This is a genomic window from Caballeronia sp. (assembly GCF_049581465.1).
Lineage (GTDB): Bacteria > Pseudomonadota > Gammaproteobacteria > Burkholderiales > Burkholderiaceae > Caballeronia.
In genome coordinates this window covers 1-13,361 of the sequence record NZ_JBAUSA010001297.1, presented here as the reverse complement: position 1 = coordinate 13,361, position 13,361 = coordinate 1, and the positions used below count along the sequence as shown (strand labels likewise).

General features: G+C 61.8%; 9 protein-coding genes. 5 read left to right on the top strand and 4 right to left on the bottom strand.

All coding sequences use genetic code 11. The features are described 5' to 3' along the window. Together WCA53_RS31475 and WCA53_RS31470 are read left to right on the top strand one after the other, a co-directional pair. Positions 1-1,215: pseudouridine synthase (locus WCA53_RS31475; protein WP_423920862.1), on the top strand; the 1,215-nt coding region annotated here is incomplete at its 5' end. Between the two features lie 242 nt (positions 1,216-1,457). Continuing rightward, entirely contained in the window at positions 1,458-1,697 is a 240-nt protein-coding gene (locus WCA53_RS31470; RefSeq protein WP_423920859.1) for a hypothetical protein, read from the top strand. A 149-nt stretch (positions 1,698-1,846) separates the two neighbouring features. On the opposite strand, the gene def is transcribed toward WCA53_RS31470, so the two are convergent. The 4 genes from def to smc all read right to left on the bottom strand — a co-directional run bounded on the left by def (position 1,847) and on the right by smc (position 9,527). After that, positions 1,847-2,380, bottom strand: a complete 534-nt coding sequence (def, locus tag WCA53_RS31465) for a peptide deformylase (protein WP_423920854.1) — start codon at positions 2,378-2,380, stop codon at positions 1,847-1,849. Further along, positions 2,377-4,452 (bottom strand): NAD-dependent DNA ligase LigA, encoded by a 2,076-nt coding sequence (gene ligA, locus WCA53_RS31460; protein ID WP_423920850.1) that lies wholly within the window; start codon positions 4,450-4,452, stop codon positions 2,377-2,379. The genes def and ligA overlap by 4 nt, the downstream gene beginning before the upstream one ends. Positions 4,453-4,586: 134 nt before the next feature. Next, on the bottom strand, positions 4,587-5,822 hold the full coding sequence (locus WCA53_RS31455; protein WP_423920847.1) for a cell division protein ZipA C-terminal FtsZ-binding domain-containing protein: 1,236 nt from the start codon (positions 5,820-5,822) through the stop codon (positions 4,587-4,589). A gap of 189 nt (positions 5,823-6,011) precedes the next feature. Further along, positions 6,012-9,527, bottom strand: a complete 3,516-nt coding sequence (gene smc, locus WCA53_RS31450) for a chromosome segregation protein SMC (RefSeq protein WP_423920844.1) — start codon at positions 9,525-9,527, stop codon at positions 6,012-6,014. Between the two features lie 1,202 nt (positions 9,528-10,729). Here smc and dapC point away from each other — a divergent pair. From dapC to WCA53_RS31435, 3 genes are read left to right on the top strand one after another with little or no spacing between them, the layout of a single operon-like run. Beyond that, a complete protein-coding gene (dapC, locus tag WCA53_RS31445) occupies positions 10,730-11,959 on the top strand; it encodes a succinyldiaminopimelate transaminase (protein WP_423920841.1) in 1,230 nt (409 codons plus the stop codon). A gap of 29 nt (positions 11,960-11,988) precedes the next feature. Continuing rightward, positions 11,989-12,816, top strand: coding sequence for a 2,3,4,5-tetrahydropyridine-2,6-dicarboxylate N-succinyltransferase (gene dapD / locus WCA53_RS31440; RefSeq protein WP_423920836.1), 828 nt, complete (start codon positions 11,989-11,991; stop codon positions 12,814-12,816). Positions 12,817-12,820: 4 nt separating this feature from the next. Continuing rightward, positions 12,821-13,183, top strand: a complete 363-nt coding sequence (locus WCA53_RS31435; protein ID WP_423920831.1) for an ArsC family reductase — start codon at positions 12,821-12,823, stop codon at positions 13,181-13,183. The last annotated feature ends 178 nt before the right edge of the window (positions 13,184-13,361 follow it).

Below are 13,361 nucleotides of genomic sequence, written 5' to 3'. Positions count from 1 at the left end.
GAACGCCGTCCGTATGCGCCGCGTGGCGATGCACCGCGTGGTCCGTCAAGTGATCGCGGCCCGCGCCCGTCCTTCGGCGACCGCGGTCCACGTCCGTCTGGCGACGCTGAACGCCGCCCCTTCAAACCCCGCGCCGATGATTCGCGAGGCCCCGGCAGCGATCGCACGCCACGTCCGTCATTCAACAGCGACCGTAACCACGCCCACGATGGCGGCCCGCGTCGCGAAAGCAGCGCTTCGGACGCTCCACGCCACTTTAGCGACCGTCCGCGTCCGCGCGATGCAGACGCAGCACGCGGCGCACGTCCGGCCGCAAGCGACAGCCCGTACGCGAAGCGCGGTCCGTCGGAGCGATTCGGCGACGATAGAAAACCGCCCCGCAAACCCACATCGAAACCCGCTCAACCGCACGACCCTGACTTCCCGTCGCCTGCCCGCATTGCACGCGAAAGCGAAGAAGGACTCGTGCGTTTGTCGAAGGTGATGTCGGAGCTTGGACTGTGTTCACGCCGCGAAGCCGATGAATGGATCGAAAAGGGCTGGGTTCTCGTCGATGGCGAGGTGATCGACACGCTTGGCACCAAGATCCGCCCCGATCAGAACGTCGAGATCGCGCCCGCCGCGCACGCCGCCCAGATGCAACAGGTGACCATCCTGATCCACAAGCCGGTGGGCTATGTATCCGGTCAGGCCGAGGACGGCTATCAGCCGGCCGTGACGCTGGTCAACCCGTCCAACCATTGGGCCGACGACCAGTCCGGCATTCGCTTCACGCCTTTGCACCTGCGCACGCTCGCGCCGGCGGGACGCCTCGACATCGATTCGACCGGCCTGCTCGTCCTCACACAAGACGGCCGCGTAGCGAAACAACTGATTGGCGGCCATTCGGATGTCGACAAGGAGTACCTCGTGCGCGTGAAATTCGGCGAGCACGAAGTCGATATCGAACAGCACTTTCCGCCGGAAAGCCTGGCGTTGCTTCGCCACGGCCTTTCGCTGGACGACGTTCCCCTCAAGACGGCACAAGTCAGTTGGCAGAACGGCGAGCAACTGCGCTTCGTCTTGCGTGAAGGCAAGAAGCGCCAGATTCGCCGGATGTGCGAGCTTGTCGGCCTTGAAGTGGTGGGATTGAAGCGGATCCGGATGGGTCGCGTGACGCTCGGCGCGCTGCCGCAGGGTCAATGGCGCTATCTCAGCGCCGACGAGTCGTTCTAGTTCGAAGGCGATGCAGTGGAGGCCGCTTTAGAAGACGCGAATCGCGTCTTCTCTGGACTTCAAATAGCGTCGCGGGAAAACGACGAAAGTGTCACAAATCGATGCGAACGGCACCTGCCGACCGCATCGATTTTTTTTGCCGAATTTTGGCTAAAGAAAATATGACATATGACCGATAGGCAGGTACACGCGCAATTTACCGCTTCCGCCGCGTGGCTTGCGAATTCCACTGGAGAATCGCCATGTCCGTTGAGATCATTGTTCGCGAAACAAAAGCTGGCCTCGAAATCGTCAGCGGCCGCCGCCGTCTCGACGCCCTCCTTGCCCTGCGCGACGAAGTCGTTGTGTTGAGCCCGGGGATTGGCGAAGTGGTCATCGCCCGATTGCCCGATGGACGCCTGCAGGCGTCGGCGAATCCCGATCACATCGCGCTGTTCCGTCAGCCGGCAACGGCGGTGGGACACAAGAAGACGTTCGCCTGAACGCGAAGGCCGCCGGCTTTCAGGCGGCCTTCCGCTTCGCCGCGCCGCAAATAGATCGCCGCAAATAGATCGCCGCTGTTTAGTCGGCGCTGATTGATCGTCGCTGCTCGGTCGTCGCTGATTGATCGTCGCTGGCTAGTGGCCTCTGCTTAATCGTCGTTGGTCGGATCGAGTCCCGGAAACAGGATTTCCGTAAATCCGAACTTCGAAAAATCGGTGATCCGCATGGGATAGAGCTTGCCGATCAGGTGGTCGCATTCATGCTGCACGACGCGGGCGTGAAAGCCCTCCACCAGCCGTTCAATAGGCGAGCCGAACTGGTCGAAGCCCTGATAGCGAAGCATGGAGTAGCGCTGCACGGCGCCACGCAGGCCCGGGACCGACAAGCACCCTTCCCACCCTTCCTCCATGTCATGCGACACCGGCGTGATGATCGGGTTGATCAGCACCGTTTCCGGCACGGGTTCCGCGTCTGGATACCGCTCGCTGTGGCCGAATCCAAATATCACCACCTGCAGATCAACACCAATCTGCGGCGCTGCCAGCCCGGCGCCGTTCGCGTGGCGCATGGTGTCGAACATGTCTTCGACGAGCGCATGCAGTTCGGGCGTGTTGAAGTGATCGACAGGCTCGGCAATACGCAACAAACGCGGATCGCCCATTTTGAGGATTTCTCGAATCATGGGGTTTCTCCCTCCAAAAGCTTGCGCATGCCATCCTCGTCGAGCACGGGCACGCCGAGTTCCTCGGCCTTAACGAGCTTGCTGCCCGCTTCCGCACCTGCCACCACGTAATCTGTTTTCTTCGATACCGATCCCGCCACCTTCGCGCCCGCCGCCTCCAGCATCTCCTTGGCGTCTTCACGCGACAAGCTGGGCAACGTGCCGGTCAGCACGATCGTCTTGCCCGCCAGCACGCCTTGCGGAGCTTTCGGTGCGCGCGGCCCTTCCGGCCACGTGACCTTACCGGGCGCGCGTAATTGTTCGATGACCATCTGATTGTGGTCTTCGCTGAAAAAATTATGCAGTGACTCGGCGACAACCGGCCCGACATCGTTCACTTCCAGCAATTCTTCGACGCTCGCCGCCATGATTGGATCGAGCGAGCCGAAATGCTTGGCGAGATCCTTCGCCGTCGATTCGCCAACGTGGCGAATGCCGAGCGCATAAAGAAAACGTGGCAGCGTGGTCCGTTTGGCTTTCTCCACCGATTCGAAGAGATTCTGCGCGGATTTATCGGCGAAGCGGTCAAGTGCGGCAAGGGTGGCCACGCCCAGGTTGAACAGGTCCGCCGGCGTGCGCACGATGTTCTCGTCCACGAGCTGGTCGATGATCTTTTCACCCAGCCCGTCGATATCCAGCGCGCGTCGTTGCGCGAAATGCCACAGCGCCTGCTTGCGCTGCGCGGGACACACGAGGCCGCCCGTGCAGCGCGCGATCGCTTCGTCCGGCAAACGCTCGATCTTCGATCCACATACCGGGCATTCGGTCGGCATGATGAACTCGCGCGCATCCGCTGGACGACGCTCGAGAATCGCCCCGACCACTTCGGGAATCACGTCGCCGGCACGCCGCACGATCACGGTGTCGCCGATCCGGATGTCCTTGCGCCGCACTTCGTCTTCGTTGTGCAGCGTGGCATTCGTCACTGTCGCTCCGCCGACGAATACCGGGGTCAAACGCGCGACCGGCGTGATGGCGCCCGTGCGGCCAACTTGCACGTCGATCGCAAGCAATTGCGTCAGCGCTTCCTGCGCCGGAAATTTGTGCGCGAGCGCGAAACGCGGCGCCCGGGAGACGAAGCCGAGCTTGTCCTGTTCATCGCGCTGGTTGACCTTGTAGACCACGCCGTCGATGTCGTACGGCAAGCCGTCGCGTTTCTCAGCCGTCTTTCGGAAAAACTCGAGCAAGCCGTCCGCGCCTTGAACCACGCCGCGTTCGCCGTTTACCGGCAATCCCATGTCCTTGTACCAGTCGAGGAGCGCCGAATGCGACGGCGGCATGTCGGCACCCTCAAGCACGCCGATGCCGTACGCGAAGAACGACAATTGCCGCTGGGCGGTCATCTTCGGGTCGAGCTGGCGCAAGCCGCCTGCGGCCGCATTGCGCGGATTGGCGAATTCGCGTTGCTCCGCCTCGCGTTGCCGCGCGTTCAAGCGCTCGAAATCGCGCTTGAACATCAGCACTTCGCCGCGCACGTCGAGTCGCTTCGGCACATTCTTACCCTTGAGTTTCAGCGGGATCGAACGAATGGTGCGGACATTCTCGGTCACTTCCTCACCAGTGGCACCGTCGCCGCGCGTGGCGGCCTGAACGAAGATGCCGTCGTCGTATCGGAGGGAAATAGCGAGGCCGTCGAATTTCAGCTCGCATGCGTACTCGACCGGCGAGTAATCCAGGGAATCAGAGATGCGCTTGTCGAATGCAACGATATCAACGTCCGCGAAACCGTTATTCAGCGACAACATGGGCACGTCGTGCGCGACCGGCTGAAAGCCCGTCGCGACTTCCCCGCCCACGCGCTGGGTTGGCGACTCCGGCGTGATCAACTCGGGCTGTGCAGCTTCGATTTGCTGCAATTCCTTGAACAAAACATCGTACTCGGCGTCCGGCAGATCGGGCTGGTCGAGCACGTAATAAGCGTAGTTCGCGCGCTCCAGTTCGGCGCGTAGCCAGGCGGCGCGCTCGGCCGGTCGCACAGCGCTCGGAACAGGCGCGTCGGAGACGGTGGGCAAGGCTTTCGGTTTGGCGGACATGCGCAACGCAGGCTAGAGAGTTAGGAGAAATCTGACCTGTCGATTGTCTCAGAAGATCGGTGGGACGTGGCATCGGCTGGACGGCCAACGCCACGGCCGCGCCTCAAGCCATTCCCACCCGTGCCCGGCCGATCTTACTGGCTGAACAAGCGCCGCGTGGCTGGCGATCCGGCGGGAATTCCAGCTTGCTCGAGCTTGGCGTAGAGCGTCATCAACTGCTTTTCGATAGCCAACAACGAGCTCTCCGGCAACGGCCGGCGCTGGTCGTCGACCACGCGTGCGCCAATGCGCTCCGCCAGCGACTTCGCGTAGTCGCACATCAGGCGGAAAGGCAGGATGTCTTCATCGGCGACGGGTACGTCGAGCACCAGCGTGATCATCTGGCCTCCCTTGTAGGTCAGGTCGTCGCGCAGAAAATTGGTGTCGCCGAAAAGCAGCATGAAGACTGGATTCTGGCGCGCATCGAGCTTCACGAAACGCGTGCCGTCACGTGACAGCAGGAAGCCGTCTTGCGACGCCACGGCTTGCACGTAGTTTGCCGACCACGGCGCGCCATCGGACAGAATGTTGATGGACAATTGAGCGTCGCACTGGGCCGCGAAGGCATCGAGCTCGCGGGCCATAGCGACCGTTTCGATCATGTCGGGGAATTCCGGCGAACCGTCGATGCCATCGGCAAAACGCTGCACGCCCGTCACGAACTCGGAGAACTCGAGTTCGTTCAATGGGCCGCTGCGATTGGCGAGTTGAGCGGCCGCGCGCAATTCCTCGTAGCGCGCGCCGTTCTTGAGCAATTCCCAGGTGGCTTCGCCTTCCGGCTTACCTTCGATATACACGGGCTTCGTGCCCGCACGCCGCAACTTCTGGGCGCTCGGAATCAGCTTGTCGCCTGCCAGGGGCGCAGTCAGCCGGATAGGAATCACGCAGTCGATCCGACGGTCCACCATAGCCGGCGGTGCCGATGAAATCGTGGTTGCGGGAGGCAGCACGGGATCATCATCGATGAGCGACGGCGCGTTCTCGTCCGGAAAGTCGCCGTTCACCGACGTTTGATCCGCCTGGATATCGACGGCGGTGTCAGCGGGCGCCACCGCCGACAGCGGCGCACCGCCAAAGCTCGGTTCTACGCGCGCGCCCGAGGTCTCCTCAAGATCCTCGCCGATGCCCGGCTCACGCCGTACCGGGCGCGTTGGCTCGATAAACGGATGTTCCTCGTCGGCCTCATGACGCGCGAGCGATTCCGCCGCTTCGTCAGGCATTGGACGCGGCATCTTGCGGCGCACTTTTGCGCCCTGCCACGCGTTGTAGACCACGACACCGCCGACCACCACGGCTCCCGCCCCAATTAACCCGAGTGTCAACTCGTCCATGCACGCTCCGTTGCTCTATTCTGTTTGCGCTTATTTGCGCTTGCTCGAAGACCTATCGCGCGATCTTTGGCATGCAACCTGTCGATAACGACATGCGCACGCCACTCCGCGCCCGGCGGCCGATTTAATCATTCCTGACGTCTATTCGCCAACATTCGCCAACGATACCGCGCCGGCTAGCCAAACGTCTCAGGCATTCTGGGCGAAACCCGCTGCAGATTCCATATCCACAGCGACAATCCGCGAAACGCCTTGCTCCTGCATGGTTACGCCGATCAACTGCTGCGCCATTTCCATTGCAATTTTGTTGTGCGAGATGAACAGGAACTGCGTCTTCTCCGACATCGCGCGCACGAGGTTCGCAAAGCGCTCCGTGTTGGCGTCGTCGAGTGGCGCATCCACTTCGTCCAGCAAGCAAAACGGCGCCGGATTCAACTGGAACATGGCGAACACGAGCGCCGTCGCGGTGAGCGCCTTTTCGCCGCCCGACAACAAGTGAATGGTCGAGTTCTTCTTGCCTGGCGGTTGCGCGAGCACCTGCACGCCGGCGTCGAGAATTTCGTCGCCCGTCATGACCAGGCTGGCTTGGCCGCCGCCGAACAGACGTGGGAACAGCTCGCCAAAATGACGGTTCACTTCGTCGAAGGTGCCTTGCAGCAACGCGCGTGTTTCCTGGTCGATCTTGTGGATCGCGTCTTCCAGCGTGCCGATGGCATCGTTCAAATCCGCCGACTGCGCATCGAGGAAAGACTTGCGCTCGGAGGCGGTCGTGAGTTCATCGAGTGCGGCCATGTTGACGGGCCCAAGCGCCGCGATCGCGTTGTTGATCCGCGTGACCTCGCCCTGCAGATATGAAGGCTTCAGGTCCGGCGTGAGTTTGGCCTGCAAGTCGGCTTCGTCAACGCCTGCCGCCGCCAGTTGCTCGATAAACTGCTCGCCACTGATGCGCGCCGCCTGTTCCTTCAACTGCAATTCGTTGATACGGTCGCGCAGCGGCTGCAACGAGCGCTCGGCGATCAACCGCAATTCATCGGCCTGACGCAGGCGCGCGGTGAGATCGTCGAGTTCAATGCGTGCCGAGTGCAGCGCTTCTTCCTTGGCCGCGCGCAACTCCAGCGCTTCCTGCAAGCCGGTGTGGGCCGTTTGCTCGTTGATGGTCTCGAGTTCCGCGCGGGCGTCTTCCAGCGCGCCGGCCACGCGTTCGCTCTGGTCCTTCGCCGTTTCGATGTTGCGCCGATACTCCTCGATCTTCGCCGCCAGCCCACGCGCCGCGAAGCTGGCGTCGCTGGCTGCGCGTTCGAGATCGCGCGCTTCCTGGCGCGCATTCGTAAGCGATTCGTCGAGCGCTTCGAACGCAAGTTGATGATCTTCGAAGCGGGCCTGCAACTCCGCGAGTTCGCCGTCGTGACGTTCGAAATTCGCTTCCGATTCAGCACGCAACGCGCGTTGTTCATCGATCTGCGCGGTGATTTCAGACAGTTCTTCGCGAATCTGCGTGCTGCGCTGCATGTAGCGCTCATGGGCTTGCGCGAGCTTCAGCACATCCATTTGCAATGCATGCACACGCTGCGTCGCCCGTTCGGCGGCCGAGCGGGCATCGCCTAGACTGCCGGTTGCCTGCGTATGCGCTGCTTCTGCGCGAACGGCTGCGGCTTTGGCTTCGTCGGCGAGCAGTGCTTGCGCACGCACCTGCTTCGTCAGGTTCTCGATTTCCTGCTGGCGGCCCAACATGCCGGCCTGTTCGGAATCCGCCGCATAGAGCTGCACGCCCACCCGCGTCACCATGTGCCCGGCTTTCACCACGAACGCGCCGCCGTTCGGCAATTGCGAGCGCGTGGAAAGCGCCTGGGCGAGGTCATCGGCGACGAATACCGAGCCGAGCCAGTCGGTCAGCACGGCGCGCAAGCCTGCATCTTCGATGCGAATCAGCGCCAGCAGCGGGCGCAGCCCGGTGGGCGTTTCCAGCGCAACACCCGCAATAGGCGGCGCGTAGAACGCGAGCTTGGCGGGCGGTGCGTCGGTCGCGAAAGCCTTCACCCAATCCAGATTCGATACTTCCAGCGCCGCGATGCGCTCGCGCAACACGGATTCGAGCGCCGTTTCCCAGCCTGCCTCCACGTGCAGCTTCTTCCACAGGCGCGGCAGCGAACCGAGTTCGTGCTTGTCGAGCCACGGCTGGATCTTGCCTTCGGTCTGGACGTTTTCCTGCAACTGCTTCAACGCGGCGAGCCGCGCTTCGAGCTGGTGGATCTGCGTACTTTCCGCTTGCACCTTTTGCTGTGCCGCGCGTCGATCGGCATCGAGGCGAGGCAGCGTTTCCTGCGCATCGACGAGACGCGTTTGCGCGTCGGAGAGGATCTCTTCGTGCTCGGCCAACTGCATGCGCAATTCTTCGAGCTGAGCTTCATCGGGCGCATCCAGTCCACCCGCTTCGCTCTTCAGGCGCTCGTGGCGCTGTTGCAACTGCTGCAATTGCTGGTCGGCATTGCGCTGATGCGCGGCCTCCAGCTTCAATGCTTGCTCGGTCTGCGCAATCCCGCCGCGCTCGCTGTTCAGATCGGCTTGGGCGTCGCGAAAACGTGCTTCGAGCGCCGGCAATTCATCGTGTTTCGCCGCGGCGGTTTCCTGCGCGACCGCGGCTTTCTCTTCTCCGATGGCGAGTGCTTCTTCCGCGTCCTCGATCTCGCCGCGCGCCTTCTCGGCCTGCAGTTGCCATTGCTCGCGCTGGGCGCTCAACGCCGCGATTTGCGCCTGGACCCGATTGCGCGATTCGACGATAAAGCGAATCTCCGCCTCGAGCTTGCTCACCTCGGAGTTGGCTTCGTAGAGTGCGCCCTGAGCGCCCTGCATGGCGTCGCTTGCGCTGTAATGCGCCACGCGCAGCGTTTCAAGTTGCGCTTCCACTTCGCGCAGCTTCGCGGTCTGCGCTTCCAGTTCGTTCTGGGCTTCGTTGATCGCGCGTTGCTGGCGTTGCGACTCGTTCGCCGCATCGTTCTTGCGCAAGAGCCACAGCAGACGCTGCTTCTCTTCGCCGTCGGCTTGAAGCGTCTTGAACTTCGTCGCGATCACGGCCTGCGCTTCGAGCTTTTCAAGATTCGCGGTCAGTTCGCGCACGATATCTTCAACGCGCGTCAGGTTTTCCCGTGTGTCGTGCAGGCGGTTCTCGGTTTCGCGCCGGCGTTCCTTGTACTTCGACACGCCCGCGGCTTCTTCCAGGAACACCCGTAGTTCTTCCGGCTTCGCTTCGATGATCCGCGCGATCATTCCTTGCCCGATGATCGCGTAGGCGCGTGGGCCGAGACCCGTGCCGAGGAAGATGTCCTGGATGTCGCGGCGTCGTGCCGGCAGGTTGTTGATGTAATAGCTTGATGTACCGTCGCGCGTGAGCACGCGCTTGACCGCTATCTCGGCGTAGGTGCTCCACTGACCTGCGGCGCGGCCATCGGCGTTATCGAAAATAAGTTCGACGCTGGCGCGGCTGCCGGGCTTGCGCGCGGTCGAGCCATTGAAGATCACGTCCTGCATCGATTCGCCGCGCAATTCGGATGCGCGCGATTCGCCGAGCACCCAGCGCACGGCGTCGATGATATTGGACTTGCCACAGCCATTTGGGCCCACCACGCCGACAAGCTGGCCTGGGACCTGGAAATGGGTGGGATCGACGAATGACTTGAAGCCAGCGAGTTTTATCGAGGTCAGACGCACGGCGATATCGCTGATTGAAGAGAATTCGGGAGAATTCTGGAACACGGGCCGGCAAGGTTTGATGCGACAAGAGCCTTGAAGCGCCAAAAAACGCCGGTCGAAAACGCAGGGGAAAAACCCGTTGGCCGTGAGTGGAGTGGTCGAGTTACGACCACTCGATGGCCAATGGGAGGTAGCCCGGCGAGCGGTGACAATCATACCATCGGGGGGAACTCTGCTGAGGGCTTTGGGCGGGGGTGGGGTCAGGGCGGTTCTGCTAGCAAAGAGTGTGGGGCTAGGGTTGGGGTGGTGCTGCTCGCGGAGAGTGTGGGGAGAACGTTGAGTCCTTCTTCTCGCGTGGTCGTTCTGCTTAAGTCGGATTTTCTTGCTTATTACTGTTAGCCCCTGTCCGGGGCGGGACTTCATTTCTTTGCAAACGCGCAAAGAAACGAAGCAAAGAAACGCGTTTTAAACCGCCAATTTTTTAGTGTCGTCGTCGATCCCTTCAGGTCTTTGGCACGAACGTAGCACGGCCCCAAACACTTAACCCGCAGTCGAACGCCCACCCCACGCACCGACGGCGCGCACACGCTTCGCCTCAACGGCCGCATCGCGGTTGCTATCCGCGTCCTCGCACCGCCCAGGCAGGTGTTGCGCACTCATTCATTTTGGGTCACGTCTTGCGCGACCCAAAAGGATCAAGCCCAAAACCGAGTGGTTTGCCGCCCCCGACGCCACTGGACATGTTGCTGGCACAGCCCTGCTGTGTACCGCTGGCGTTACCCCTGGCCTTACTATCGTACTTCCGCGGTCGTTGCCGCTGACGGCACGGACTTCGGAACGTCGAGGCGAAGCGTGTGCGCGCCGCTGGTACTTGGGGGCGGTGTTCAACTGCGGTTTGATGCGTGGGGGCCGTACTACGTTCGCGCCAAAAACCTGAAGTGAGCAACGGCGACACTTAGGTATTCGCGGTTTGAACGCGTTTCTTTGCTTCGTTTCTTTGCGCGTTTGCAGAAATGAAGTCCCGCCCCGGATAGGGGCTAACAGTAATAAGCAAGAAAATACTACTTATGCAGAACGACCACGCTAGCAGAAGGACTCAATGCTAGTCCCACACTCGCCGCGAGCAGCACCCCCGCGTCCCCAACGCGGATCCCTCCCAATCACCCGCGCTATAATCGAAAGTCCCGCCCGGTCCGAGGGCCCCCGCCCGACTCTTCGCCGTGAATCCACTTCTCCAGAAACTCCAGCCCTATCCATTCGAAAAGCTGCGCGGCCTGTTCAAGGGCGTAACCCCGCGGGCGGAATTCACGCCGATCAGCTTCGGCATCGGTGAGCCAAAACACGCCACACCCACGCTGATTCGCGACGCGGTCGTGAACGCGCTGTCCGGCCTCGCAACCTACCCTGCAACCGCCGGGACCGAGCCACTGCGACAAGCCATCGCGACATGGATCATGCAGCGCTATGACCTGCCCGCCGTCAGTGCCGCAACGGAAGTCCTCCCCGTTTCCGGCTCGCGCGAAGCCCTCTTTTCGCTCGCGCAAACCGTGATCGACAGCCAGCCAGCCACGATCGACGGCGAACTGCCCGTGGTCGTGTGCCCGAATCCGTTCTACCAGATCTACGAAGGCGCCGCGTTGCTCGCCGGCGCCGAGCCCTACTTCGTGAACAGCGACCCGGCGCGCAATTTCGCCTGCAATTACGCCGCCGTGCCCGACGCAATCTGGGCACGCACGCAATTGCTCTACGTCTGCTCGCCAGGCAATCCGACGGGCGCGGTGCTGACCCTCAACGACTGGCGCGAGTTGTTCGCGTTGTCCGATAAGCACGGCTTCGTGATCGCATCGGACGAGTGCTACTCCGAAATCTATTTCGACGAAGCCACCCCGCCGCTCGGCTGCCTTGAAGCCGCCCACAAACTGGGTCGCGGGTTCGACCGCCTGGTGATGCTGTCAAGCCTGTCAAAACGTTCGAACGTCCCGGGCATGCGATCGGGTTTTGTCGTCGGCGACGCCGCTATCCTCAAGCAATTCCTGCTCTACCGGACCTATCACGGCACGGCGCTCTCGCCCATGTTCCAGACGGCCAGCACCGTCGCGTGGAAAGATGAAGCGCACGTGCGCGAAAACCGCGCGCTGTATGTGTCTAAATTCGCGACCGTCACGCCAATGCTCGCCGACGTCCTCGACGTCCGCCTGCCCGACGCCGCGTTCTACCTCTGGGCAAACGTCGCACGCACGGGCCTGAGCGACACTGAGTTCGCCGCGCGACTTTACGCCGACTATAATGTGACGGTTTTGCCCGGTTCGTATCTGGCGCGCGATGCTCACGGCGCGAACCCCGGCAGTGGCTTTATCCGAATCGCGCTGGTCGCGGATGTCGACGAATGCGTGGAAGGCGCGCGCAGGATCGTCGAATTCTGTCGATCGCGGGCCACCCTGGCGCAGTAAATCCCTCCTCAATTACTGAACTCACGAATATGTCGCAACAACTTCAGCAGATCATCGACACCGCCTGGGACAACCGCGCCGAGTTGTCGCCGAAATCAGCCGCCGCCGAAGTGCGCGACGCCGTCGCCCACGTCATCGAGCAACTCGACCAAGGCCTGTCGCGCGTCGCAGAAAAGCGCGACGGCGAATGGGTGGTCAATCAATGGCTGAAGAAAGCCGTGTTGCTGTCGTTCCGCCTGGAAGACAACGCGCCCATGGGCGCCGGCGGGTTCACCCAGTTTTATGACAAGGTCCCGTCGAAGTTCGCGAACTACACCGCCGAAGACTTCGCGGCCGGTGGCTTTCGCGTCGTGCCGCCAGCGGTTGCGCGCCGGGGTTCGTTCATCGCGAAGAACGTGGTGTTGATGCCGTCATACGTGAACATCGGCGCTTATGTGGACGAAGGCTCGATGGTCGACACCTGGGCGACTGTCGGCTCGTGCGCGCAGATCGGCAAGAACGTGCATTTGTCGGGTGGCGTGGGAATCGGCGGCGTGCTCGAACCGCTGCAGGCGAACCCGGTGATCATTGAAGACAACTGCTTCATTGGCGCACGCTCGGAAGTCGTGGAAGGCGTGATCGTGGAAGAGAATTCCGTGATTTCCATGGGCGTCTATCTCGGCCAGAGCACCAAGATTTACGACCGCGAAACGGGTTCAGTGACGTACGGCCGCATTCCGGCAGGCTCGGTCGTCGTGGCGGGCAACCTGCCTTCCAAGGACGGCTCGCACAGCCTGTATTGCGCGGTCATCGTGAAGAAAGTCGATGCAAAAACGCGCGCCAAGGTCGGCCTGAACGAGTTGCTGCGAGGCGATTGATCTCATGGCCGAGAAGAAAACTGTCGTGTATGGCATCCCGAATTGCGACACCGTGAAGAAAGCGCGCGTGTGGCTGGAAGAGCATGGCGTAACGTTCGAATTCTATGACTTCAAGAAGGCGGGGGTATCGACGGCGCTGTTGCAGGACTGGCTCAAGGACGTCACGCTCGATGAACTGATCAACCGGCGCGGCACGACGTGGCGCGGCCTGTCGGATGACATGAAGGGCGAAGCCAGTTCCACGGCTGGCGCGATTGCACTGATGATCCACAAGCCGTCGATCATCAAGCGGCCGGTCGTCGTGGTGAATGGGCGCGTGAAGATGCTCGGTTTCGCCGTCGAGCAATACGAGACGGTGTTCGGCTAGCGTCTTGCACCCTGGTCTGGTCATGCCCGCTTGGGGTCATGACTGCCTGGTTATTATCTTGTCTGCCGGCCGCCGCGCCGGCATTTTTATTGAAAGTGGCTCGCATCCATGTCCGGCACCCTTCTTCTTTCCGAACAACTTATCGCGCGCGCGTCGATCACGCCCGACGACCAGCATT